The sequence below is a fragment of the Ruegeria sp. D1(2025) genome, assembly GCF_056536425.1.
Window position 1 is genome coordinate 192,513 of the sequence record NZ_JBQFPO010000005.1, and the last position, 25,263, is coordinate 217,775.

Annotated in this window: 25 protein-coding genes; 16 read left to right on the top strand and 9 right to left on the bottom strand. The window is 59.7% G+C overall.

What is annotated here, in order from left to right:
- Positions 1-110: 110 nt before the first annotated feature.
- The 3 genes from ACR1XU_RS14065 to ubiA all read right to left on the bottom strand — a co-directional run bounded on the left by ACR1XU_RS14065 (position 111) and on the right by ubiA (position 3,374).
- Positions 111-431: a hypothetical protein gene (locus ACR1XU_RS14065; protein WP_170614320.1), complete on the bottom strand. Its 321-nt coding sequence runs from the start codon at positions 429-431 to the stop codon at positions 111-113.
- Position 432: 1 nt separating this feature from the next.
- Positions 433-2,346: an OmpA family protein gene (locus tag ACR1XU_RS14070; protein WP_480904601.1), complete on the bottom strand. Its 1,914-nt coding sequence runs from the start codon at positions 2,344-2,346 to the stop codon at positions 433-435.
- Positions 2,347-2,411: 65 nt separating this feature from the next.
- Positions 2,412-3,374, bottom strand: coding sequence for a 4-hydroxybenzoate octaprenyltransferase (ubiA, locus tag ACR1XU_RS14075; RefSeq protein WP_480904603.1), 963 nt, complete (start codon positions 3,372-3,374; stop codon positions 2,412-2,414).
- Between the two features lie 12 nt (positions 3,375-3,386).
- Here ubiA and ACR1XU_RS14080 point away from each other — a divergent pair, with 12 nt between their 5' ends.
- The 11 genes from ACR1XU_RS14080 to ACR1XU_RS14130 all read left to right on the top strand — a co-directional run bounded on the left by ACR1XU_RS14080 (position 3,387) and on the right by ACR1XU_RS14130 (position 15,124).
- Positions 3,387-4,112, top strand: a complete 726-nt coding sequence (locus ACR1XU_RS14080; protein WP_321249436.1) for a 16S rRNA (uracil(1498)-N(3))-methyltransferase — start codon at positions 3,387-3,389, stop codon at positions 4,110-4,112.
- On the top strand, positions 4,109-4,960 hold the full coding sequence (locus ACR1XU_RS14085) for a GNAT family N-acetyltransferase (RefSeq protein WP_480904606.1): 852 nt from the start codon (positions 4,109-4,111) through the stop codon (positions 4,958-4,960). Before ACR1XU_RS14080 ends, ACR1XU_RS14085 begins: the two co-directional genes overlap by 4 nt.
- Entirely contained in the window at positions 4,957-5,484 is a 528-nt protein-coding gene (locus ACR1XU_RS14090) for a hypothetical protein (protein WP_480904609.1), read from the top strand. The genes ACR1XU_RS14085 and ACR1XU_RS14090 overlap by 4 nt, the downstream gene beginning before the upstream one ends.
- Positions 5,485-5,548: 64 nt before the next feature.
- The gene (locus tag ACR1XU_RS14095; protein ID WP_170807362.1) at positions 5,549-6,919 is read left to right on the top strand and encodes a glutamate--cysteine ligase; all 1,371 of its coding nucleotides are present in this window, start codon (positions 5,549-5,551) and stop codon (positions 6,917-6,919) included.
- Positions 6,920-7,023: 104 nt separating this feature from the next.
- Complete coding sequence (locus ACR1XU_RS14100; protein ID WP_480904612.1) at positions 7,024-8,091, top strand: Hint domain-containing protein; 1,068 nt, start codon at positions 7,024-7,026, stop codon at positions 8,089-8,091.
- An 81-nt stretch (positions 8,092-8,172) separates the two neighbouring features.
- Positions 8,173-9,246, top strand: coding sequence for a phenylalanine--tRNA ligase subunit alpha (gene pheS / locus ACR1XU_RS14105; protein ID WP_480904615.1), 1,074 nt, complete (start codon positions 8,173-8,175; stop codon positions 9,244-9,246).
- Between the two features lie 38 nt (positions 9,247-9,284).
- Complete coding sequence (locus tag ACR1XU_RS14110; protein WP_480915620.1) at positions 9,285-9,869, top strand: hypothetical protein; 585 nt, start codon at positions 9,285-9,287, stop codon at positions 9,867-9,869.
- 188 nt (positions 9,870-10,057) lie between these two features.
- A complete protein-coding gene (locus ACR1XU_RS14115) occupies positions 10,058-10,852 on the top strand; it encodes a CE1 family esterase (protein ID WP_480904621.1) in 795 nt (264 codons plus the stop codon).
- Positions 10,853-10,930: 78 nt separating this feature from the next.
- The gene (pheT, locus tag ACR1XU_RS14120; RefSeq protein WP_480904624.1) at positions 10,931-13,327 is read left to right on the top strand and encodes a phenylalanine--tRNA ligase subunit beta; all 2,397 of its coding nucleotides are present in this window, start codon (positions 10,931-10,933) and stop codon (positions 13,325-13,327) included.
- Positions 13,328-13,408: 81 nt separating this feature from the next.
- Complete coding sequence (locus ACR1XU_RS14125) at positions 13,409-13,855, top strand: YtoQ family protein (RefSeq protein ID WP_480904626.1); 447 nt, start codon at positions 13,409-13,411, stop codon at positions 13,853-13,855.
- A 462-nt stretch (positions 13,856-14,317) separates the two neighbouring features.
- Entirely contained in the window at positions 14,318-15,124 is an 807-nt protein-coding gene (locus ACR1XU_RS14130; RefSeq protein WP_170614333.1) for a mechanosensitive ion channel family protein, read from the top strand.
- Positions 15,125-15,317: 193 nt separating this feature from the next.
- Here the strand turns inward: ACR1XU_RS14130 and ald are convergent, their stop codons facing one another.
- Entirely contained in the window at positions 15,318-16,436 is a 1,119-nt protein-coding gene (gene ald, locus ACR1XU_RS14135) for an alanine dehydrogenase (protein WP_170614334.1), read from the bottom strand.
- Between the two features lie 137 nt (positions 16,437-16,573).
- On the opposite strand from ald, the gene ACR1XU_RS14140 reads away from it, so the two are divergent.
- Complete coding sequence (locus ACR1XU_RS14140) at positions 16,574-17,032, top strand: Lrp/AsnC family transcriptional regulator (protein ID WP_170614335.1); 459 nt, start codon at positions 16,574-16,576, stop codon at positions 17,030-17,032.
- A gap of 3 nt (positions 17,033-17,035) precedes the next feature.
- On the opposite strand, the gene ACR1XU_RS14145 is transcribed toward ACR1XU_RS14140, so the two are convergent.
- Complete coding sequence (locus tag ACR1XU_RS14145) at positions 17,036-17,875, bottom strand: CPBP family intramembrane glutamic endopeptidase (RefSeq protein WP_480904631.1); 840 nt, start codon at positions 17,873-17,875, stop codon at positions 17,036-17,038.
- Between the two features lie 299 nt (positions 17,876-18,174).
- Between ACR1XU_RS14145 and ppk2 the strand changes: the two genes are divergently transcribed.
- On the top strand, positions 18,175-19,092 hold the full coding sequence (gene ppk2, locus ACR1XU_RS14150) for a polyphosphate kinase 2 (protein ID WP_170614336.1): 918 nt from the start codon (positions 18,175-18,177) through the stop codon (positions 19,090-19,092).
- Positions 19,093-19,139: 47 nt separating this feature from the next.
- Here the strand turns inward: ppk2 and ACR1XU_RS14155 are convergent, their stop codons facing one another.
- A complete protein-coding gene (locus ACR1XU_RS14155; protein WP_480904634.1) occupies positions 19,140-20,201 on the bottom strand; it encodes a CAP domain-containing protein in 1,062 nt (353 codons plus the stop codon).
- Between the two features lie 310 nt (positions 20,202-20,511).
- Positions 20,512-20,718: a 30S ribosomal protein S21 gene (gene rpsU, locus ACR1XU_RS14160; protein ID WP_005614280.1), complete on the bottom strand. Its 207-nt coding sequence runs from the start codon at positions 20,716-20,718 to the stop codon at positions 20,512-20,514.
- A 111-nt stretch (positions 20,719-20,829) separates the two neighbouring features.
- On the opposite strand from rpsU, the gene ACR1XU_RS14165 reads away from it, so the two are divergent.
- Entirely contained in the window at positions 20,830-21,522 is a 693-nt protein-coding gene (locus ACR1XU_RS14165) for a COQ9 family protein (protein ID WP_170815817.1), read from the top strand.
- Between the two features lie 55 nt (positions 21,523-21,577).
- Positions 21,578-22,564 (top strand): NAD(P)H-quinone oxidoreductase, encoded by a 987-nt coding sequence (locus tag ACR1XU_RS14170; protein WP_170619267.1) that lies wholly within the window; start codon positions 21,578-21,580, stop codon positions 22,562-22,564.
- Positions 22,565-22,601: 37 nt separating this feature from the next.
- Here the strand turns inward: ACR1XU_RS14170 and ACR1XU_RS14175 are convergent, their stop codons facing one another.
- Positions 22,602-23,459, bottom strand: a complete 858-nt coding sequence (locus ACR1XU_RS14175) for a DUF2189 domain-containing protein (protein ID WP_170807373.1) — start codon at positions 23,457-23,459, stop codon at positions 22,602-22,604.
- 190 nt (positions 23,460-23,649) lie between these two features.
- Between ACR1XU_RS14175 and ACR1XU_RS14180 the strand changes: the two genes are divergently transcribed.
- Positions 23,650-24,633 (top strand): quinone oxidoreductase family protein, encoded by a 984-nt coding sequence (locus tag ACR1XU_RS14180; RefSeq protein ID WP_170614341.1) that lies wholly within the window; start codon positions 23,650-23,652, stop codon positions 24,631-24,633.
- 54 nt (positions 24,634-24,687) lie between these two features.
- Here ACR1XU_RS14180 and ACR1XU_RS14185 read toward each other — a convergent pair whose 3' ends face one another.
- Positions 24,688-25,164, bottom strand: coding sequence for a YHS domain-containing (seleno)protein (locus ACR1XU_RS14185; RefSeq protein WP_170679775.1), 477 nt, complete (start codon positions 25,162-25,164; stop codon positions 24,688-24,690).
- Positions 25,165-25,263 lie beyond the last annotated feature (99 nt).

Sequence of the window (25,263 nt, forward strand, 5' to 3'; positions counted from 1 at the left end):
TTGAATTTGTCGCCAATATTGAAGGCGAAAGAAACAGACCGGCCAAAACACGCCGATCTTGTTTACTGTTGTCCTGAGGCAAGCTCAGGTTGTGCAGTCGACGCCAAGGTTCAGTCGGCGTTGTTTATCCGCCCGCGCAGTTCTTCCGCTTCTTGCCGCGCCGCGCGCAGGCCGTCCATCGCGGCGGCTAGTTCGGCTTCGGTCTGGGTCAGCTGGTTGGACAGTTCGGCCTCGCGTTGTTGCAGGTAGGTAATCGCCTGATCGCGGGTTTCTTCGGCTTCATGTAACTCCTGGCTCATACGGTCCAGATCAGCGACGTCGCTTTGGCGGACGCGGGACAGACGATGGGCCAGCCAGTTGGCGAACCAGCCCATGCAGAAAGCTGCAAACAGGATAACGGCAGTGGCGATGATGAATTCGGTTCTGTTCACTTTACTGATCCCCTGCATCCGCATCAGATGCGCTGTTTTCCGGTACTTCAGGCTCGGATGGCGTTGCCTCCAGCGCATCTAACCCGGTTTCCCTGTCCGCAACCGGTTCGGGCCGGATCAGGCGAAATTCGATGCGGCGGTTTTCTTCCCGGCCTTCTTCGCTGTCGTTGTCCGCGATGGGTTGCGTTTCACCATAGCCGACGGCCGAGTAGCTTGCCGTCGGGATCCGGCGCGCGCGCAGCTCACTCAGAACGGACTGGGCGCGGGACTGGCTCAGCTGCTGGTTCATCTCTTCGCGGCCCTGACTGTCCGTGTGGCCCTGAATTTCAAGCCGGATGGGGCCACATTCCCGCAGGATCTCTGCGATCTGGTTCAGCGTATCCCGCGATTCGGTGGCAACGGTGGCCGAACCGGGTTCAAACGCGATCTTGCCTGTCGCCTGAATCTCGGCAATCCGGGATTCGCACAGCTCCGGATCGGGCAGGGCATCTTCGGGTTCGGGCGGTTCCTGATAGGTGATCGACAGGGTGAAATCCTGCGCTTCACCCAGTTTGTCAGACAGATGCCCGGCTATGCGGGCCTTTGCATCTTCCTCATGGCTGACACCGGACAGTTCCACCACCTCGGGCGTGACCGTCAGAACACCGTTGTGCAGTTCCGACAACGCCTCAAGCCCGGCCAGCACCCGCAGCGGCCAGTCGGCGGGCAGATCGGGAACAATGCGGGTTGCCACGTGCACCTGTTCCGAGCCGAAGGCCGCGCGGGCAAAACTGTCGACCATGTCCCGCAGGGTTTCATCCCCGACACGCCCGCGCAGTTGCACCAGGCCTTCCGGGCTGCGGGTTGCGGAAAACTCGGGCGGGCCGGCCTGGTCTTGGGTGTCGGGTTCGGGCAAAACGGCGTGCAGGGCAAAGACTTCCGGCAATGCGTTTTCCAATTCACCCACGACCCGGTCGAATGTGGCGGGGTCCGCGCCTTGCGCCGCAATCAGCGTGATGTCGGCATCGGACATGGTCACGGAACCCTGCCCGATATCGGCCAGCGCCCCGATGCTGAGCTCGGCTGCGCGGGCCCAGCGAGGCGAGGGGACACCCAGCCCGATGGTGCAACTGTAAGGACCGGACAATCCTGCTGCTTGCGCGGCGGCTACGATTGTCTGACGGGCCTCGTCATCCTGCGCCGAACAGGCGTCGAAACGCCCCCCTTCTTCGGTGATCAGGTAGCGCAGCGTAAAAGGTGTGATCACCGGGCGCGGTGCTGAAATCGACAGGCCGATCCGAAGGCTTGGCGGTGCTGCACGCGTCAGATCGCGCTCCAGCATCTCTTTTTCCTTCTGGCTGTCGGTGATGGCCGTGATCCGCACCAGCCCGGGGCTGGCCGAGATCTTGGCCCGGGGCAGCTTCGCCAGCGCGCTCAGCGCGTAAGTAAATGCGTCGTCCCAGCCCTTCGGCTTGGGATAGTCAGCCGTTTCCAGCAGATCTGACACGGGAGTGTTTGGAACCAGTTTTTCCAACTGGCTGATCATGGCGTCACGATCCACGCTGGCCGGGATCAGACCGATGACCGAGATGCCACTGTCGTTGCGCAGGATTTCGGTCGAAAACCGCGGTGCCGCCAACGTTGTGGTGGGCGCAACTTCCATCTCATCGATGACACGCGATGTATCGACTTCGGTTCCGGCAGCGGTCAGCGCGTTGAATCGCGTTGCCTCGTCCGAAGCGGTGCCGGTCAGAACCACGCGCAGCCCGTCTGAATGCACTTCGGCCCAGTCGTGACCCTTGAGATCCAGCGCCCGCCGCACGGCAAATTCCGAAGCTTCTTCGACCTTTGTCACGGCATAACTGGCCGCCAGCAGCGACAAACCGCCCGACACGAGAAAGATCAGGACAACAGCGATGGAAAAAGGCAAACGCATGTGCGGTTTCGGGACTCCTCGGGCGATTGGTCGGGACTCTTACAGAGGCGTGGCCTGGGGTGCAATCAGAGCAGAAGCGCGACGCAGAGGAAGATCAGCGGAATCAAGCCGGTGTCGCGGTTGGCCCGGAACAGTTGCAACAGTTTGGCGTTGTCTTCGATATCCAGCCCGCGCAATTGCCAGGCCATGTGCCAGCCCATCGCCCATGGCCCGGTCAAGGCAACGACCAGTGCCATGATGGACGCCTGTTGGGCCGCACCATCGATGATGGCAAGTCCCATAAGCGCGACGGTTGCGACCAGAAAATACTTGAGCCATTTCGCCGTATCCGTCCCGAACAGCCGCGCAGTGGATTTGATGCCGATCAGTTCGTCATCCTCGGCATCCTGATGGGCATAGATGGTATCGTAAAACAGCGTCCAGGCGATGCCTGACAGGTACAGGGTAACTGCGGGCCAGCCTACCGTGCCGCTATGGGCGGTCCAGGCCAGCAGCGCGCCCCAATTGAAGGCCAGGCCCAGAAAGACCTGAGGCCACCAAGTGAACCGCTTTGCGTAAGGGTAGATGGTCACGGGCAACAGGGACAGAACGCCCATGGCGATGGCCGCCTGATTGAACGTCAGAAGAATCCCCAGCGCCAGCAGGCATTGCAGGCCCATCCAGACAACGGCCTGTCGAACGCTGACCTGACCGGACGGGATCGGCCGGGACCGTGTGCGCTCCACCTGCCCGTCAAATTCGCGGTCGGTGATATCGTTCCAGGTACAGCCTGCACCACGCATAAGAAAGGCTCCGATGGCGCAGCCGATCGCGATCCACAGATCTTCCCAGCGTGGGTTCCCATCGCTGAGAATCGCCAGCGCAAGGCCCCACCAGCAGGGAATCAGCAGCAGCCACGTGCCGATGGGCCGGTCCGCGCGGCTGAGGCGCAGGTAGGGCCGCGCAAAAGCGGGCGCATGGGTGTCGACCCAGTTGCCGCTGACGGCATCGGCGACCTGACCATCTGGTGTTGGAGCATTGCCTTGCATATGTAAGGTCTCATGAGTGCAAAAATCAGACTGTATGTAGAGCACCCTCTGGGTCGGGGGCAATCCGTTGAATTGACCCGCGAGCAGGCACATTACCTGTTCGGCGTCATGCGTCTGGCTGTCGGGGCACACGTTGCCCTGTTCAACAGCCGGGACGGAGAGTGGCTGGCCGAGGTGGCCGAGGCAGGCAAACGCGGCGGCACGCTGGCCTGTGTCGAACAGACCAGACCGTTGCAGATGCCGCCTGACCTTTGGTTTCTGTTCGCGCCGATCAAAAAGGCACGCACCGACTTCATCGTTGAAAAGGCGGCGGAAATGGGTGCCGCTCGGATCATGCCGGTGCAGACCGAATTCACCAATTCCGAACGAATCCGGCAGGACCGTTTGCAGGCCCATGCGGTTGAGGCCGCCGAACAGTGCGGCGGAACCTTCGTACCCGAAGTTTGCGAGCTGCAGCGCCTGGACCGTGTGCTGGATGCTTGGCCCGATGGGCGGCAACTGATGTTCTGCAACGAGGCGGAAGTAGGCTCTGCGCTGAGGCTGGCCGAACAGGAAAAGGGCGGGCCGTGGGCCATTCTGATCGGTCCCGAGGGCGGGTTTTCCGAGCGTGAGCGCAACCGCTTGACCGCATTGCCTTATGCGCATGTGGTCAGTCTGGGCCCGCGCATTCTGCGCGCGGATACCGCGACTGTGGCGGCCCTGACCATGTGGCAGCAGGCGTTGGGGGATTGGTCGTGACCTGGTGTTTGGCGCAGGCAACCGACCTGCCCACGATCGAGGAATTCCTGCGCCGTCACCTGCAATCTTCAATGTTTCCGCTGGCCAATCTGCGGGATTTCGGACTGAACGGATCGGAACCCCGGTCCTTGAAAATCTGGATGCTGGGCGAGCCGCTACGCGCCGTTCTGGCCATCACGAACGAAGGAATGCTGTTGCCGCAGTGCCCGGATTGCACCGATGTCGAGCTTGAAGCGGTATTAAAGATGTTGAAAAGCCGCCCGGTCATCGGTGTGATCGGTGAGGCCGCCCAAGCCCGGCGCATTTTGCAACTGGCTGGCTGGCGAAACAGACCCGCTATCCTCAGCCGGGATGAGCCTGCCTTTTCGCTGGAACTGGAACAGCTGATTATTCCAGACCTGCCGGGAGCGCGCCTTGTCCCCTTGTCGGCAATTGACCGGGCGCTGGCCGTTCACTGGCGGCACAGCTACCATCTGGAATCCTTGGGAAAGGACTCGGATCAGGCGCAACATCAGGCCGAGCGCGACATTGACGGGTATCTGAGCCGGGACAGCCACCGGGCGTTGTTGGTGAACAACCAACCTGTCTGCATGACCGGTTTCAACGCCGTTTTGCCTGAAGTGGTTCAGATTGGCGGGGTTTATACGCCGCCCGAACTGCGCCGCCGCGGCTATGCCCGAACCGCCGTCGCGCTGCATCTGGCCGAGACGCGCGCAATCGGTGTGTCACGTGCCGTACTTTTTGCCGCTTCAGATTTTGCGGCGCGGGCCTATATCGCAGTAGGATTTGTTCGGGCAGGTCAGTTCTCGGTGAACCTGTTCAAGACGGAAAAGGAGGCCGCCGCATGAGTTTCATCCGCCCGGAAGCGAAACTGGCCCTTTGGCGTTGGCGCGAAGTGCTGGTGGCCGTTGCCGTTTTTCTGGTGGGCCTCAGTTGGATCGGCGGGCCCGGCGGGCTGCTGGGCTGGATGGGATGGATTTTGGTCGCCGTGGCGGTGGCGCTGGCGGTGATCGGGGTGCAGCGGGTGCGATTCCGCATGGGCGCGGGTGGTCCCGGTGTCGTGACAATAGACGAGGGGCAGATCACCTATCTCGGGCCTCTGGATGGCGGCATTGTCGCGGCGCGCGAAATCGAGAGGCTGGCGCTGGACCCGACCTCGGACCCGGCGCATTGGGTGCTGGACCAGCCGGGACAGCCCGCACTTCACATTCCTGTGAACGCCGAAGGCGCCGAGGCGCTGTTTGATGTGTTCTCGGCCCTGCCGGGGCTGAAAACCGAACAGATGTTGTCGGAACTCAACGGCGGATCGCCGCATCCGGTGGTAATCTGGGAACGCACGCCCTCGCGCCCGTCGCATGTGCGCCTGCATTGACACTGGCCGCGTTTGCGACCACGACTGACCCAGCAACAGACACTTCAGGAGCGGAGCGCGGTTCATGTCCATTCCCCAGTCCGGCGGCGGGCCGATCGAACGCCACGAGCAACTGGCCGAATATCTGGAATCGGGCTGCAAGCCCAAGGCCGATTGGCGTATCGGTACCGAGCATGAGAAGTTCGGGTATTGCAAGGACACGCTGAAACCGCTGCCGTTTGAAGGCACCCGGTCCATCGTTGCGGTGCTTGAAGGCTTGCGCGACCGTCACGGCTGGAGCGAGGTACGCGAAGCCGGGCATCTGATCGGTCTGGAAAAGGACGGCGCGAATGTCAGCCTGGAACCGGGCGGCGCGCTGGAATTGTCGGGTGCCCCACTGGAGACCATCCACGAAACCTGTGACGAGGTGAACACTCACCTGCGCGAGGTGAAGGATATCGCCGACGAGATTGGTGTCGGTTTCATTGGTTTGGGGGCGGCTCCGATCTGGACCCATGACCAGATGCCGCTGATGCCCAAGGGCCGTTATCGGCTGATGAACGACTATATGGAAGAAGTCGGCACCATGGGCCGCGCCATGATGCGGCGCACATGCACGGTACAGGTCAATATCGACTTCGGCTCCGAGGCCGACATGGTTCAGAAACTGCGCGTGGCACTGGCGTTGCAGCCGGTGGCAACGGCGCTGTTCGCGAACTCCCCATTCTTCGAAGGCAAGGTCAACGGACAGAAAAGCTGGCGCAGCCACATCTGGCGGCATCTGGACGATGCCCGCACCGGGATGTTGCCCTTCGTGTTCGAGGACGGATTCGGGTTCGAGCGTTACGTTCAGTATGCGCTCGATGTGCCGATGTATTTCGTCTATCGCGACGGACAGTATATCAACGCTCTGGGCATGTCCTTCCGTGATTTTCTGCAGGGGAAACTGCCGGCGCTGCCGGGGGAAACCCCGACCCTGTCCGACTGGGCCGACCACCTGACCACCGCCTTCCCTGAAGCGCGGATCAAGAAATTCATGGAAATGCGCGGAGCCGATGGCGGCCCGTGGCGTCGCCTGTGCGCGCTGCCTGCCTTCTGGGTCGGGCTGACCTACGATCAGAGCGCGCTGGATGCGGCGTGGGATCTGGTCAAAGGCTGGGACGCGGAAACCCGCGAGGCGCTGCGGGTTGAGGCCGCCAAAGACGGGCTGCAGGCGCGGGTTGGCAACATCAGCATGCGTGATCTGGCACGCGAAGTGGTGGCCATTTCCGAGGCCGGCCTGAAATCCCGTGCCCGCCCCGGCGCCGGAGGTCTGGTCCCCGATGAGACCCATTTCCTGAATGCGCTGAAGGACAGTATCGAAACCGGTAAGATTCCGGCAGACGAGTTGCTGGATCACTTCTATGGAGACTGGAACGGCGATCTGACCCGTATTTACCCTGAATACAGCTACTGAGACCATCGGGCGCGTTAAGGCATGATTTGCCAAAACAGGCCTAATGTCTTGTACTTCTTGCGGGCCGTCAGATACTAGCACGCATTCCGTCGCGCGAGTGATCCATGGCCCGTATCAGTGAACTTCATTATTCCAACGCCTACGCCGCCAGTTCGGGCGTAAACGAATTTCTTGAAGTCGCACTGCGCCCGGATGAGATTCCGGCAGATTTCACGGTCTCGTTCTACCAGGCAAACGGGCAGGTCGGGATCGAAATTCCGCTGGATCATCCCTCAGTTCAGATGTCGGTCGATGCCGACAACAACGAGCTTGTTTTTGTCATATCGGCGGATGACTTCCCGATCCTTCTGACGGATCCCAACGGTGGCGGGCCGACCAACTACGAAGCCTATGCACTGACCAATACGAACACTGGTCAGGTCATCGATTTTTACGATATCGGTGGCGGCACAACGAACATCGTCGCGCAAAACGGGCTTGCGGCGGGGCAGACTTCGGTCAACCTGCCGGTTCTGGTCGGACCGAACCAGACCACGACAACGTTGCAATTCAATCAGCCCGATCCGGATACCCTGACCTACGGGTCAGTGGCCCCAGGCGACAGCGGTGCGGCCTGTTTCACGGCGGGCACAATGGTGGAGACGCCCGACGGACGTCGCGCTGTCGAAAATCTGCGTCCCGGCGATCTGGTGAACACAATCGACGACGGGCCACTGCCGGTTCGCTGGGTTGGCGGGCGCACGGTCTCAGGTCGTGGCCGCTTTGCGCCGATCCGGATCCACTCAGGTACACTTGGGGCCGAGGCCGATATTCTGGTCTCTCCCCAGCATCGTATCCTGATCACCGGTTGGCAGGCCGAATTGCTGTTTGGCGAAGATGAGGTACTGGTTCCCGCGATATCTCTGGTCAACGGCACCACCGTGACACAAGACCCTTGCGACATTGTCAGGTACATCCATCTGCTGTTTGACCGCCATCAGCTTGTCACCACCTCTGGCCTGATCTCCGAGAGCTTTTTTCCGGGGCAGGAGGGGCTTGCGGGGTTGGGAACGGACACTCAGGACGAGTTGCTGGCGCTATTTCCCCAGCTGCGCAATCACCCCGAGGCATATGGCCTTGCTGCGCGCCCGGTGCGGCAGGACAGAACCACCGCGCTGTTACGTTCCGCCTGAATGTGCGCGCCCTCTTGCTTTCGCGGGCTGCTGTGATAGCAGGTCCGCAGCAGCATTCAGGGGCCAAAGTCAGGAAGCGTCATGGACGATCTTAAGGCAAAATATCTGGGTCAGATCGCAGACGCGGGCGACGAGAACGCACTCGAAGCGATCCGCCTGGCCGCCGTGGGCAAAAAGGGCGAAGTCGCGCTGAAGATGCGCGAGCTGGGCAAAATGACACCCGAGGAACGCCAGGTTGCAGGCCCGGCGCTGAATGCCCTGAAGGATGAGATCAACTCGGCGCTATCCGCCAAAAAAGCCGCTCTGGCCGACGCCACGCTGGATGAGCGTCTGCGCACCGAATGGCTGGACGTCACGCTGCCGACCCGCGCCCGCCGTCAGGGCTCGATTCATCCGGTCAGCCAGGCGACCGAGGAACTGACCGCGATTTTTGCCGAACTGGGCTTCTCGGTGGCTGAAGGGCCGCGGATCGAGACCGACTGGCATAACTTCGACGCGCTGAACATCCCCGGCCACCACCCCGCGCGGGCCGAGATGGATACGTTCTACATGCACCGCGCCGAGGGCGACAATCGCCCGCCGCATGTGCTGCGGACGCATACGTCTCCGGTGCAGATTCGCTCGATGGAGAAACAAGGCGCGCCGATCCGCGTGATCTGTCCGGGCGGTGTCTACCGCGCCGACTATGACCAGACCCACACGCCGATGTTCCATCAGGTCGAGGGGCTGGCCATCGACAAGGACATCTCGATGGCGAACCTGAAATGGGTTCTGGAAGAGTTCGTAAAGGCCTTCTTCGAGGTCGACGACGTCGAACTGCGCTTCCGCGCCTCGCACTTCCCCTTCACCGAGCCGTCGGCCGAGGTCGATATCCGCTGTTCCTGGGACAACGGTCAGCTGAAGATCGGTGAGGGCGACGACTGGATGGAGATTCTGGGCTCGGGCATGGTTCACCCCAAGGTGATCGCCGCCGGAGGGATTGATCCTGAGGTCTATCAGGGTTTCGCTTTTGGCATCGGGATCGACCGTCTGGCGATGCTGAAATACGGGATTCCTGATTTGCGGGCGTTCTTTGATAGCGACCTGCGCTGGCTGCGCCACTATGGGTTTGCAGCGCTGGATATGCCGAACCTGCATGGTGGTTTGTCGCGGTGACAATTACTTCAAGCAGCATTTTCGAGGGGATCGCTGCTTTGAGCCAAGTAGTCATAGCGGTCTCAGTGGCTGCGGGTGTTTGGGTTGCTTATCGCCAACTGCATTCGTGGAAAGGTGAAAAGCTAGCACTGAAACGAGCGGAACTGGGCGAAGAGTTGATTTCGCATACTTCTGAATTGATTAGCAAGTTTCAGGCCATTCGAAGCCCTATAGGGTTTGGAGCTCCAGAAGGCGAGGAAGACGATGGGGCTTATGACTTTCGTCGAAGGTTGAAGGAACTGGCTGATCTGGATCATGAATTTGCCGAGTTGAGGCGGCTTGGTGTTCGTCAAAAAGCGCTTGTCGGAGATCGTGAAGTTCAGGATGCCATAGACATCGTTTTTGATGCGCGTGTAAAATTGATCGTTGCGCTAAAGGGAAAGATTAGAGAGGCAAGAAGGGACAACGCTCGATTTGGAAGAGAGTTGTCAGAAAAAGATATTAAACGAATTGAGAAATACGAAGACATCATTTGGGGCGATCACGATCAGACACCGGGATCGATAACAGAAAGGTTGTCTAGAGCTTTAAATGTAATTGAAAGTAAACTTCTGCCTCATGTCCGCCACTTTGGATCTGACTGACTTGCCTTTTCGTCGAACAATTCAGTTGGCATTGAAACAAGCGCGAAGCGAAGGCCGATAGCGTGGCGCGGCGCATTGATCTGATGTAGGGTGGGCTTCAGCCCACCATGCGACGGTTGCCGGGCGGAAGCCCGGCCTACACCAATATGTGACGTGACAGCGCGACACATGCCGCTAGGCTCGCGCACATGATTGATCGACTGCTCTGCCTTTTCTTGCTGACCGCCACCCATGCTGCCGCGATTGAGACCTGTCACGGCGATGCCGCCTGCCCGTTGGGCGACCGCTCGTATCATGTGCTGGAACCGGATGGATGGGATGGCGAAACGCCTCTGCCGGTGCTGCTGCATTTCCACGGCTGGGCGCGGCAGGGGGCCGTGGTGGTCAACCATCAGCGCATCGCCGGGGCCACGAAGCTGCGGGGCGTGTTGCTGGTGGCCCCGAACGGGCTGGGCAAAAGCTGGGATTTCTGGACGCCGGACACTGGCGACGTGGGTTTTGCCGACCGGGTGCTAAAGGATGTGGCCAAACGCTATCCGATTGACCCCGATCACATCTATGTCTCGGGCTATTCCTATGGCGGCGCGATGGCGTGGCGCTTTGTCTGCCAGTCCGGCAATGACGTGACCGCTTTGTTGGCTGTGGCGGGCAGTATCCCGCAGACCGAGGATTGCCCAGAATCCCCGCGCCAGGCGCGCCATGTTCACGGGACCGATGACACAGTAATGAGCTTCCCCTTTGGTCCGGGCGGCGATACGACCTATCCGGTGGCGCTGTGGCGGGAAAAACTCGGCTGTGCAACCGCAACCCCGCGCGGCGACTGGAGTGTCGAGCCTTTCCTGACGCTCAGCCGGGTGGAATGGACCGATTGCGCGCGGGGAAAGGTGGTGCTGGACACCCATCCCGGCGGACATTTCATCCCTCATGGCTGGATCGGCTGGCAACTGGATGAGCTTTTGGGCCGCACCCCAGCCTATCCGTGACGCGCGGCGCTTGCACCCCGGCGCAATCTTTGCCATTGCCTTTGCCGACTGGATGTTTGCCAAAAAAGGCCCCGTGCAATGAAATTCACTCTGTCCTGGCTGAAAGACCACCTCGACACTGACGCTTCGGTTGATGAGATCGCCGAGGCGCTGACCGATCTTGGGCTGGAGGTCGAAGAGATCGTGAACCCGGCGGACCGGCTGAAGGACTTTAGGCTCGGCTATGTGAAACATGCCGAGAAACACCCCGATGCGGACAAGCTGCGCGTCTGCAAAGTCGAAACCGATGAGGGTGAGTTGCAGATCATCTGCGGTGCCCCGAATGCGCGTGAGGGTATCACGGTCGTTGTTTGCAAACCCGGCATGTATATCCCCGGTCTGGACCTGACGATCAGCGTGGGCAAGATCCGTGGCGTCGAAAGCTTCGGCATGATGGCGTCTGAACGCGAGCTTGAGTTGTCGGACGAACATGACGGCATCATCGAACTGCCTTCAGGCGAAGTCGGCGACAGGTTTGTTGACTGGCTGGCTGAGAATGACCCCTCGAAAGTCGATCCGATGATCGAGATCGCGATCACTCCGAACCGTCCGGACGCGCTGGGCGTTGAAGGGATTGCCCGCGATCTGGCCGCGCGTGGCATCGGCACCCTGAAACAGCGTGACTACGTGCCGGTCCCGGGTGACTACGAAAGCCCGATCAAGGTGACGATTGAAGAGGACACGCTGGACGGCTGTCCGCATTTCACCGGTCGTTTGATCCGGGGTGTCAAGAACGGTCCCAGCCCGCAATGGCTGCAGGATCAGCTGAAAGCGATCGGCCTGCGCCCGATTTCGGCCTTGGTGGATATCACCAACTATATGACGTTTGACCACAACCGCCCTCTACACGTATTCGACGCGGACAAGGTGCAGGGCAACCTGCGCGTTCACCGCGCCAAAGGCGGCGAAAAGCTGGTGGCACTGGACGAGAAGGAATACACGATTCAGCCCGGCATGATGGTGATTTCGGATGACAAGGGCCCGGAATCGATTGCGGGCATCATGGGCGGGCAGGAAACCGGCTGCACCGAAGAGACCGTTAACGTTTTCCTCGAAAGCGCCTTTTGGGATCACGTTCAGATTGCTTTGACGGGCCGGGCGCTCAGGATCAATTCCGATGCCCGTTACCGTTTTGAACGTGGCGTCGACCCGGAATACACCCGTGAAGGGCTTGAGCATGCGACGCAGATGATCCTTGATATCTGTGGCGGTGAAGTTTCGAACGTGGTCGAGGCAGGCAAGGCGCCGAATCACGCGCGTGCCTACAAGCTGGACGCGGCGCGGGTTCGGTCCCTGGTCGGCATGGACATCCCCGAAAGCGAGCAGCGCCAGACCCTGACCCGACTGGGCTTTCGTCTGGAAGGCGAGATGGCTCATGTTCCCAGCTGGCGCCCCGATGTCATGGGTGAGGCCGATCTGGTTGAAGAAGTCGCGCGGATTGCGTCCCTGACCAAGCTGCAGGGAAAGCCATTGCCGCGGGTCACAGACGGCATTCCGAAGCCGGTGATGACCCCGGCGCAGCGGCGGCAGTCGATGGCGCGACGCACCTGTGCGGCGCTTGGGTACAACGAATGCGTCAGCTACACGTTCATCGATCAGGCCTCGGCCGCGCTGTTTGGCGGGGGCGATGATGCGACGAAGCTGGAAAATCCGATCTCGTCCGAGATGAGCCATATGCGCCCGGACCTTTTGCCGGGGCTGCTGCAGGCTGCGGCCCGCAATCAGGCGCGTGGGTACGCGGACGTGGCTTTGTTCGAGGTCGGTCCGGTTTTTCATGATGGCGAACCGGGCGATCAGAAGACCCAAATTACCGGCCTGCTGGTCGGTCGAAATGGCCCCAAGGATGTGCATGGCGCGTCGCGCCCGGTCGACGTGTTCGACGCCAAGGCGGATGCCGAAGCCGTTCTGGCCGCGATCGGCGCACCTGCCAAGGTTCAGGTTTTGCGTGACGGTGACACCTGGTGGCATCCGGGTCGTCACGGTCGGATTTGTCTGGGCCCGAAGAAGGTGCTGGGTGTATTTGGCGAACTGCACCCGCGCGTCCTGCAGGCGATGGATATCAAGGGACCGGCAATGGCCTTCACGATCTGGCCGGACGAGGTGCCTTTGCCCCGAAAATCCGGCGCCACCCGCGCGGCGCTGGAACTTCGTGACCTGCAGGCGGTCGAGCGCGATTTTGCCTTTGTTGTCGACGCCGGGGTCGAGGCCCTGACACTGGTCAATGCTGCGGCAGGTGCCGACAAGGCGCTGATTGAGGACGTGCGTGTGTTCGACGAATTTATCGGTGGAAGTGTGGGTGAAGGCAAAAAGTCCCTGGCCATTACCGTGCGACTTCAGCCGACGGACAAAACGCTGAAGGAAAAAGACATCGAAGCCGTCAGCGCCAGGATCGTTGAAAAGGTCGCCAAGGCCACGGGCGGTACGCTGCGGGGCTGATGGAGTCCGCCTCCGGCGGGAGTATTTTCAAAAAGATGAAGGGGCGGTTGCGCCCCTTTGTTGTCTGGAGAGGAGAAAGCCATGCTGAACGTTTATCTGTCCGGGGAAATCCATACGGACTGGCGTGAACAGATCATCGAAGGTGCCAAGGGGCTGAGCATCGGGTTCAACAGCCCGGTGACGGATCATGCGGCCAGTGACGATTGCGGCGTTGCCATTCTGGGCGCCGAGCCGGACAAATACTGGCATGACCACAAAGGCGCGATGGTCAACGCCATCAGAACGCGCAAGGGGATCTCCGATGCGGATGTGGTCGTGGTTCGGTTTGGCGACAAATACAAGCAATGGAACGCCGCCTTTGATGCCGGTTATGCGGTGGCTTTGGGTAAGTCTCTGATCGTGATGCACGGGCCAGATCATCAGCACGCGCTGAAAGAGGTGGACGCTGCCGCACTGGCCGTGACCGAGACACCGGAACAGGTCGTCGGTGTCCTGCGCTATGTGTTGACCGGCGCGCTGCCGAAGTGATCTGCGGACCGAACGCAGGTCATTTTCCTCGGATTTACCGTCTGAATGCAGGCGTCCTTGCAAACGGCCCCGGTCCGCGCTGATTGCTGCCAACTGGCGTCTTCGGCGTGACGGGTCGGATTCCAAGCACTGGCGTCACTGGGGAAAAACATGCCGCCTTTCCCATGAAAATGATTGCGCGTTTGTGAGAATGGCGCAGTCATCCTATACGAAATCACAACACTTGGGGTTTGCCCCAGCTGGAAAAACTGGTGAATCGTGCGAAGGAACGCGCGAAAAGGCAGAAGGAACAGACCGAAAAATCGCGGGCAGGCCAGAGGGAGCCGGATAAACGTAAGGAGACTTGCGGCATGCTGAAAAAGTGACTGCTGCTGCATCAATTGTTTGGGATCTGCGCAGATGCATAGGTATCTGTTTTAATAATAGCGAAAACTGCGGCTTAGGGAGTGATCGGGAATGGAAATGGACCAGATTGTAGAAATGACAAACGGCTATCTGCCGGTTGTGCTGAATGCAGGCAAGGCGCTGATTGTTCTGATTTTGGGTTGGATCGCAGCGGGTGCAATCAGCGGTATGGTCCGTCGCCGGATCAACAGAACACCTCAGATCGATCCAACATTGGGCAACTTTGCCGCCAGCATCATCAAATGGGTCATTCTCGCGATGGTTGTCGTTGCCGTACTTGGGATCTTTGGGATCCAGGCGACCAGTATCGTGGCCATTCTGGGTGCCGCATCGCTGGCCATCGGCCTGGCCCTGCAGGGAACGCTGAGCGATCTGGCCGCAGGTGTCATGCTGGTCGTGTTCCGCCCCTACAAGCTGGGCCAGTATGTCGATATCGGCGGGACGGCGGGGACCGTAAAAGACCTCAATCTGTTCACGACGGAACTGGTGACGCCGGACAACGTGCAGATCATCGTTCCGAATGGCCAGTCATGGGGATCGATCATCACCAACTACTCGGCACATGATACGCGCCGCGTCGATCTGGTGTTTGGCATTGACTATGGCGACAGCGCAGATGAGGCGATGAATATTATTCTGGATGTGGCCAAGGCGGATGAACGTATTCACAGCGATCCGGAGCCATGGGTGCGTGTGACCAATTTGGGTGACAGCTCAGTCGATCTGACTGCGCGCCTTTGGTGTGCGGCGGCGGACTACTGGGACGTCAGGTTTGAACTCACCAAGACGATCAAGGAAGCCTTTGACGCCAAGGGTGTATCGATCCCCTATCCGCATTCAGTGGAGATTCAGAAACAGGGCTGATGGCTCCCGCCCGTCGGGCGGGCATTGGAAATGCCCTTCTCCTGTTGGGTCCGGCGCCGCGCGAAAACGCGCGGCGCTTTTTTTTTGCGGCCACGCTGGAGCTTGAGACGACAGCGCCGCGCCCGAAGGCGCGGCGCTATGCCTAACGCTGTAAAGCACCCGCATCAGCGGGCGCTTTCAACGGCGGGAGGGCTTAGGATTTAACAATAACGTTGGGAGAGACGACATCAATTCCCAGCGCCTTGCCGACCGCGAAATAGGTCAGCTGCCCGGCGTGAACGTTCAGACCGTTCAGCAGGTGCGGGTCATCCTGACATGCCTGTTTCCAACCCTTGTCCGCAAGTGCCAGCATGAACGGCATGGTCGCGTTGCCCAATGCAATGGTCGAGGTGCGCGCAACAGCGCCCGGCATGTTGGCCACGCAATAGTGCATGATGCCATCGACCTCGTAGATCGGTTCCGCATGGGTGGTGGCTTTCGAGGTTTCAAAGCAGCCGCCCTGGTCGATGGCCACGTCCACCAGCACCGCACCCGGCTTCATTGTGGACAATTGTGCGCGCGAGACCAGCTTGGGAGCTTCTGCACCGGGGATCAGAACGGCGCCGATCACCATGTCTGCGGTCTGGATCAGTTCAGCCGTTGCGCCAGCGGTCGAGTACTGGTTCTTGAACGTCCCGCCATAGACGTCGTCCAGATACCGCAGACGTGGTAGTGAACGGTCCAGAACAGTGACGTCCGCGCCCATGCCGGCTGCGATCTTGGCAGCGTGGGTACCAACAACACCACCGCCGATCACGACGACCTTTGCCGGGCCAACACCGGGAACGCCGCCCATCAGAACTCCGCGGCCACCATTGGCCTTTTGCAGTGTCCACGAGCCGACCTGAGGGGCCAGACGGCCAGCAACTTCAGACATCGGGGCCAGCAACGGCAGGCCGCCATTGGCGTCGGTCACGGTTTCGTAGGCAATGGCGGTGCAGCCGGAGTCCAGCAGGTCGCGGGTCTGATCCGGATCGGGGGCCAGGTGAAGGTAGGTGAACAGCAGCTGGCCTTCGCGCAGCATCTTGCGCTCGACCGCCTGCGGTTCCTTGACTTTCACGATCATGTCCGCCGTCGCGAACACCTCGGCCGCGGTGTCGACGATGCTGGCACCGGCAGCGGTATAGGCGTCATTGTCAAAGCCGGATCCCAGGCCGGCTCCGGTTTCGATGATGACCTCATGGCCGCGCGCGACAGCTTCCTGTGCGGCGTTGGGCGTCATACCGACACGGAATTCCTGAGGTTTGATTTCCTTTGGGCAACCGATTTTCATTTTGGGCTCTCCATCCATAAACTGCCTAAATTATGGGCACTCACAGCCGCAATTTCTGTGAAACTTTGCCCGGAAACTAAGTTTGTTTCGGTGGATTCTTCGATATACTGTCAGAATCTTGCAAAGGATTTGCGTGAATGAGCATAGATTCGACTGATCGAAAGATTCTGGCCGCCCTGCAGCGCAATGGCAGAATGTCCAATGCCGAGCTTTCAGAGCAGGTGAATCTGTCGCCCTCAGCCTGCCACAGACGTGTACAGCGGCTCGAGGTCGAAGGCTATATCCGCAACTACGTGGCGCTGCTGGATGCGCGCAAGATGAACGTTCCGACAACCGTGTTTGTCGAGATCACGTTACAGGGTCAGGCCGAAGAGGTTCTGGATGCGTTCGAGAAGGCAGTATCGCGGATACCGGATGTTCTGGAATGCCATCTTATGGCGGGTACTGCGGATTACATCCTGAAGGTCGTCGCGGAAAACACCGAGGACTTTGCCCGTATCCACCGGCAATACCTGTCACGTTTGCCCGGCGTGGCGCAGATGCAGAGTTCCTTTGCGCTGCGGACCGTGTTCAAGACCACCGCATTGCCCGTGTGATCTTCAGGCTGGGCCGGGATAGGTGAACAGGACCAGATGCAGGGCGTTGAAGACGAAATGCATCACAACGGGAACCCAAATTCGTCCCGTCGCGAAATAACCCAGACCGCAGCCCAGCCCAAGCAGTGATGCAAACAGGACCAGAGGGACGCCACCGCCCGCATGGGCCACGCCAAACAGAAGGCTTGCGACCGCAATTCCGGCGGCAGGGCCGAACCGGGACACAAGAACCGTTTGCAGATAGCCGCGAAAGAAGGCCTCTTCCGCGAGGCAGGTCAGGAACAGGTTAGAAAGGGCAAAGGTCAGCCACCATTCGGGCAGGCCGACTTCCGGATGCACGGCCCCAGTCAGTAATCCCGCTGCAAAGAGCAGCGGCAAAGTTACGACACCAAGTGCAAGAGGCATCCAGCGTACCGGAGATTTTCGGCTCAACATCGTAGGACAAGCAAGCACGACCGCGAAAAACACCAGTGGTTTGTCTAGATTCAGGTGCAATGAGAACAGCGCGCTGTCTGGACCCGCGCGGACCTGATCGAGGACCAGAAGATTATGAAATCCGGGCAGCAGATGTGCGCCAAGTGCGATGCACCAGACAATCAACGCCAGATGCCCGACCAGAACCCACCGGCCCTGTAGTCGATGAAGAAACCAGGCCCCGATCAAGCCTGACACGGCAAGTCCGGTTGCCAGCGGCGACAGAAGCCCGGTCATCAGCGCGGCGACCGCGAATAGAAAAAGCAACGCAAGACCCAGCCGCAGGTGCCCGGCCAAGGTGCTTACCTGAGCGGTTATCAGGACCGTCCATGGCCAGATCATTGGCAACAGAGAAACAAAATGGTCCACAAAAGCCTCATGCGTTCAATGTCGGCATTGTTGCCGCCTGATTGCGGGAAATGGCAATATCGCTCTGGCCTGTTGGTTTCAACCTGTTGGCATTGCGTCAATTCTAACGCTTGTATCCCCGGCACCATGGGTCCACATTCAGGACAAAGACCGCACAACGGCCCTGTTTTCGTGGTCTGCACCTGTCAGGTCAGCGCCACTTGCCCGGGGATTTGGCGATGTCACCGCATTTTCGGTGACATCCGGCAGTTACACTTGCCCGGTACGGTCCAGACCCGACGAACGATAAGGAGCAGACCTTGACCTACGAAAACAACAGTACCCCCAAAGATTGGCTTGAGGCGGAACTGGAAGACACGCTGGACGAAGATTTTGAGATCGAGTTCAGCGAACCGATGCTTTCGATGGAGGTCCGCAAGATCTACAAGGACCAGCATCCCGACATGCTGGACCGCAAGGTTTATTTTCAGAACCTGCTGCGCCTGCAGGCCGAGCTGATCAAGGTGCAGGATTGGGTGGTTCACACCGGCGCCAAGGTCTGCATTCTGTTCGAAGGCCGTGACAGCGCCGGCAAAGGGGGGGTGATCAAACGCATCACTCAACGCCTGAACCCGCGCGTCGCCCGAGTTGTGGCCTTGCCTGCGCCCAGCCGCAGGGAGCAGAGCCAGTGGTATTTTCAACGATACGTTCCGCATCTGCCTGCGGCAGGTGAAATCGTGTTCTTCGACCGCTCGTGGTACAACCGGGCCGGAGTCGAACGCGTCATGGGCTTTGCCAATGAAAACCAGGTCGAGCAGTTCTTTCAGGACGTTCCCGAATTTGAACGGATGCTGGTGCGGTCGGGGATCATTCTTCTGAAATATTGGTTCTCGATCACCGATGAAGAACAGCAACTGCGATTCCTCATGCGGATTCACGACCCGATGAAACAGTGGAAACTGTCACCCATGGATTTGGAATCCCGCATCCGCTGGGAGGCGTACACCAAGGCCAAGGAAGACATGTTCTTCCGCACCAATATCCCCGAGGCACCTTGGTACATTGTGGAAGGCAATGACAAAAAGCGCGAGCGGCTGAACTGTATCGAGCACCTGCTGACCAAAATCCCCTACGAGGACGTGCCGCAGGACAAGGTCAATCTGCCCGACCGCCGATATAATCCCGAATACGAACGGCGCATCCTGCCGGATGAGCTTTACGTTCCCAAGATCTATTGATGACGTTGTGCGAGGCTGGTTGTCCAGCCTCGCACCGGAACGCCGGATCAGGCGGCGTCCATCATGCAGTCAACGTTGAAGATATTGAACATCATGAAGTCACAGCCGTCTTCGGCGACCATGCCGGTATCAGCAGGGTCTTCCATCTGTTCGCTGTCTTCACCCGTCACAAGATCAAAGTCATCCATGTCACCGGTTTCGTCGCCTGCGGTTTCGGTGCCATCCCAATCGAAATGATCGAACTGGGCCTGCAGGTTTTCCAGGAATGAAGCGATCTCATCCAGAAAGGCCTGTACGTCAAAACAATCGGACTCCGGTTTGCCTGAATCGGTCACTTCGGTATCGGGCGTTTCGGTCACTGGTTCTTCGGTCTCGGTATCATCCGCCCCCGTTGTTTCGGTCTCCGGTTCCTCAGGCTCGGTTTCATCCGCGTCCGTTGTTTCAGTCCCCGGCTCTTCCGTTTCGGTATCTTCGGTGTCGGTTGTTTCGGTCTCCGGATCTTCCGTTTCCGTCACCTCTGTATCGGTCGTTTCGCCATCCGGCTGCTCGGGTTCCGTCACATCCGTGCCCGTCATCTCGGTATCCGTTTCCTCCGGGTCGGGTGTTTCCTCGACCGGTGTGACCGGCGTGGCGGGTGCCGAGGGTTCTCCGGTGTCCGGCAGAACAGCGGCATCGGTTGCGGCAAAGTTCTGGGTGACCATGACCGCGTCAAATCCCTGCATGTCCCCGGTTTCAATGCCAATACCGATATACTCGAATTCAGGGTTCAGGATATTGGCGCGGTGGCCCGGGCTGTTCATCAGACCCTGATGCAGTTGGGCAACATCGTCGCTGATGCCGGGGGCGCCCCGTTCGGATTGCCAGGCGATGTTTTCGCCGGTGCGCCAGCTGCCTTCCAGGTCGAACCCGGCATTCTCCATCCGCTGAGTCGCGCTCGATCCGCCCGATCCGGTGTGGCTGAAGGTATCCGTGTTCAGCATCCAGCTGCTGTGGTTTTCCGACGAGTCGTTCAGCTGGGTTTCAAGTTTCAGCTGGTTCAGCCCGCGGGATGTGCGCTCCTGATTGATCAGCGCCAGCATTTCGCGTTCGAACGTGTTTGCAGTCGACATTGTTGCCTCCGTTTATGGTTGAGTCCTTGCGGACGACGCCACTTAGAGGTGCAAGGCGCGACAGCGATAGAGACTGTCGAAAGATCGGCGGTTTACGGCGACGCAGCGCTTTCCGGGCAGGATTCGCTGCGCTGCAAAATGCCGGGCAAAATGCTGCTGATGGGAAAATGGCAGCTTGTCGCGCGGTCTGTCCCACGGGTCGGCGGAATGTAACCGGCAAACGGGCGATGCCCCCTGAAAACGACAAACCCCCGGGCAGGGCCTCGGGGGTCGTCAAATAGTGTCATCCAAAGCTGGACGAGCAAGGTGCTTAGAGCAAACCTTCGCGCTGTGCTTTCTTACGTGCCAGTTTACGGGCACGGCGGATCGCTTCAGCTTTCTCGCGCGCTTTTTTCTCGGACGGTTTCTCGAAATGTTGCTTCAGCTTCATTTCACGGAACACGCCTTCGCGCTGCAGCTTTTTCTTCAGGGCCCGAAGCGCCTGATCGACGTTATTGTCGCGAACACTAACCTGCATGTGGTTGTCACCACCTTTCTAGATAGAGTTGCAAGGAAATTGCAGGAGTTGGCCGTATAGCAAAGCCGTTATATCTTGTCTAGTACTGGCTCTGAGAACCGGAGAACCGCTATGACCACCACTTATGAAGATGCAAAGCAACAGCTTTTGGACGCGATGCTGACCCACGTTCCGTTTGACGGCTGGTCCGAGGTGGGCTTTCGCGCGGCTATTGCGGACTGTGACATGGATGAAGGTCTGGCACGTGCGATCTGTCCGCGTGGCGCGGTCGATCTGGCGCTGGCTTTCCATGCACGCGGCGATGCAGTCATGGTCGAACGTCTGAAATCCGAAGATCTGGGTGATCTGAAATTCCGCGATCGGGTCGCTGCCGCTGTGCGCTTTCGGTTGCAGGCCGTCGAGGATAAGGAATTGGTCCGCAAGGGTATGACCCTTTTTGCGCTGCCCCTTCATGCGGCAGACGGGGCCAAGGCACTGTGGCAGACCTGCGACCTGATCTGGGATACGCTTGGCGACACTTCCGATGATGTGAACTGGTACACCAAGCGCGCCACCCTGTCGGGAGTGTATTCTTCGACCCTGCTGTTCTGGCTGGGTGATGAGTCCCCCGCGCATCAGAAGACATGGGAGTTTCTGGACCGGCGCATCGACAATGTCATGCAGTTCGAGAAGCTCAAGGCACAGGTGAACGACAATCCACTGTTCAAGCCGTTCCTTGCGGTTCCGAACTGGCTGGCCGGGCAGGTGAAGCCGCCGATGAAAATGCGGACCGATCTGCCCGGGATGCTGAATCCGCGCAAGTAAGCGTCTGGGCCTTCCAGAAATTGCCTGCTAGGCATTGGGCAAAGGAGATTTGCCCATGACCCAGACGATGCGCGCCGTTGAAATATCCGAACCTGGCGGCCCGGATGTTCTGCGATTGACCGAACGCCCGATTCCGAAACCGGCCAATGGTCAGGTAATCCTGAAGGTCGCCTATGCCGGGGTGAACCGCCCCGACGCGCTGCAGCGCGCAGGTGCATATGATCCCCCTCCGGGCGCCAGTGATCTGCCGGGCCTGGAAGCTTCCGGCGAAGTGGTTTCCATCGGATCAGGGGTTGAAGGGCTGTCACTCGGCGATCAGGTCTGCGCGCTTCTGCCAGGCGGTGGTTACGCCGAATATGTCGCCACGCCCGCCGCCCATTGTCTGCCTGTGCCAAATGGTATGGGCATGAAAGAAGCCGCATGCCTGCCCGAAACCTTCTTCACCGTCTGGTCCAACGTCTTCACGCGCGGCGGGCTGAAAGCCGGTGAGCGGTTTTTGGTCCATGGCGGATCCAGCGGAATTGGCACAACGGCGATCCAGTTGGCCAATGCCTTTGGCGCACGGGTCTTTGCAACAGCCGGATCTGCCGAGAAATGCGAAGCCTGTGTCCGGCTAGGAGCAGAAAAGGCGATCAACTACCGGGACGAAGATTTCGTGGCGGCGATGCGGGTCGAAGGCGGGGCGAATCTGATCCTCGATATGGTGGGGGGCGATTACATCCCGCGCAACGTCAAGGCGTTGGCCGAGGATGGACGTCTGGTGCAGATCGCGTTCCTGCAGGGTCCGAAGGTCGAGTTGAACTTTGCCATGATGATGGTGAAACGCCTGACCCTGACCGGAAGCACCCTGCGCCCGCAAAGCGATCTGGCCAAGGCAAAGATCGCGCAGGACTTGCGCGAGGCGGTCTGGCCGCTTCTGGATGCCGGAAAGATCTCACCTGTGATGGACAGCGAGTTTGCCTTGGCCGAAGCGGCGGCAGCGCATGCGCGCATGGAAAGCTCGGGCCATATCGGCAAGATCGTTCTGAACGTCGCAGGCTAAGGGAACAGCGCGCGGGGGTGCCCCGCGCGCGACCGCGTCAGGCGATGGCCCGACGATACAGGTGCCAGGTCGAATGGCCAAGAACGGGCATCACCACGATCAGGCCCAGCAGCATCGGGATGGCCCCCAGAATAAGAAGGGCCGCGACGATGAAGCCCCAGGTCAACACCACACCCGGGTTTTGGCGCGTCACGCGGAAGGATGTTACCACAGCCACCGGCAGCCCGACCTGCTTGTCCAGGAGAAGCGGAAAGCTGACAACACTGATCGCCAGGGCGACAAGCGCAAACAGGAAACCGACGGCGGTTCCGACAACGATCATGGTCCAGCCTGCGCCGGTTGTGAACACCTGCGCTGCAAACACACTCAGAGAGGCGGGCGGTTCCGGTCCCAGCGTCTGTGCATAGATGGCTTGTGCGGCCATCAGCCAGATCAGCAGCAACATGACCAGGTAGAAGCCAAGCGCCAATATGGCACCGAAGGACGGCGACCGGAAGACACCGAACGCGTCCAGCCATTGAACCACTTCGCCCTGTTCGCGCTTGCGGCTGATTTCGTACAGACCCACGGCTGCGACCGGGCCGATCAGGGCAAAGCCCGCGATCAGGGGCGCCAGCAGTGGCACCATGTTCATGTTCAGCCCGAAGCCGACCATCAGAAGCCCGGCAATCGGGTAGATCAGCACCACGAAGATCGCGTCGGCGCGTGTTTCCAGAAAGTCCTGATATCCGGCTTTCAGGCAGGAACGCAGGTCCTGAAGTGTCAGCGTTTGAACCACCGGCAGGTGCTTGGTGTCGGCGCTTCCGATCCGCGATACGCTTTCCGATATATGATCGCCGGACGCACTGATGTTTCTGGCGGCCCAGCTGATTGGATTACCGATTGTTTTTGCCATACTCATCCCCTCCCCTAACGAGGTTGCGTCTCGGATCATGTCCGGCGCAGGGGGTCGTGGCCGGATCAGCCGACAACGTGTGAAATCACTATAGCACAGTATCTTCTTTTGCGCCGCCATAATTCTGAGACAGGTCAATTGCCCTGTGCCTCAGTCATGTTAGCTTGGTTACAGGCGCAAGGAGGTGAGCATGCAGCAAACAGCACGTACCGTGGTCATTCATGAAACCGGCGGCCCCGAGGTTCTGCGAATCGAAGACAGGCCCGTGGGCGATCCCGGTCCGGGAGAGATTCGCATCCGGCATCACGCCTGTGGGCTGAATTTCATCGATGTCTATCAGCGGACCGGCCTTTATCCGCTGGAACTTCCGCACGCCCTTGGCATGGAGGCCGCAGGGGTCGTTGAGGCCGTCGGCGAGGGTGTGAGCCACCTTCAACCCGGTCAGCGTGCCGCTTACGCAGCGGCTCCCCCAGGGGCCTATTGCGAGGCGCGCGTGATGCCGGCGGCGCAGGTCTGCCCGCTGCCCGACAGCATTCCGTTTGATGCCGCCGCTGCTATGATGCTCAAAGGGATGACGGTCGAATATCTGTTTCACCGGACGACGCCCCTGAAACGCGGCGACACGGTGTTGTTTCACGCCGCCGCCGGCGGGGTGGGACTGATCGCCTGCCAGTGGGCCAAGTCCGAGGGCATCACCCTGATCGGCACGGCGGGCACGGATGAAAAATGCCAGTTGGCCAGGTTCAACGGGGCCGCCGAATGCATCAATTACCGGACCGAAAATTTTGCCGAACGCGTGGCCGAGATCACCCACGGCAAAGGCGTGGACGCGGTCATGGATTCAATCGGCGCGGATACGTTCGAAGGTTCTCTGGATTGCTTGAAACCATTGGGCATGATGATCTCTTTCGGTAATGCGTCCGGACCGGTGCCACCGGTGGATATCGGCATACTCGGCCGTAAAGGCTCTCTGAAGATCACCCGCCCGACCTTGTTCACCCACATCGCGGATCATTCGGTATGCCAGGCCATGGCCCGGCGTCTGTTCGGCAAGGTCGAAGGCCGGGAAGTCAGGCTGCACATCGATCAGCGCTTTGCCCTGTCACAGGTCGCCGATGCGCATCGGGCGCTGGAGGCGCGCCAGACGACCGGCAGCACGGTTCTTGAACCCTGAACGCAAATGGCGGCGGAAATCTCCGCCGCCATTCGTTCTGAAAGGATCAGAAAATTACTGCTGCTGCAGTTCAGCAGGGGTTTTATGAGCGATGGTTTCCCAGTTCGCGTCCGCTTTTTCGTTGAAGCCCGGGATGTCACCTTCCCAGCGTTCCTGGATGTCCGCCGACAGGTTCAGGTACAGCTTGTTGTCAACGATTTTCCAGTAGTTCGGATCACCGTCGAACTTGAAGCCCATGGCCGTGCCGAAGGCGCAGTAGCCGCCATATGCCGGCAGGTAAGCCTCTGGGTTCTCTTCGAATGCGGCTTTGTTTTCTTCCGAGGAGAAGCGGTACAGCGCTTCGTTGTGCAGTGCGGTGATGCGGTAGTCGCCTTTGGTCGCTTCACCTGCGGTGAAATAGGCCACCGGGTCGTAGCCCTGCAGGGCGAGGCCGGTCGAACTTGCGTTCAGTTCAACACCCGCCGCCATGGCCGAGCTTGCAATTGCAACAGACAGCGCGACGCCGCCGATAAGGGATTTGATCTTGTTCATTGCTTCACCTTTCGTGAACCGGGTCACCAGGTGGCGTTGGAATTGCACCTTGGTTTCCCTCGTGATTTTGTCCTGTGCGGTCGGTAATTGGCCGTCACA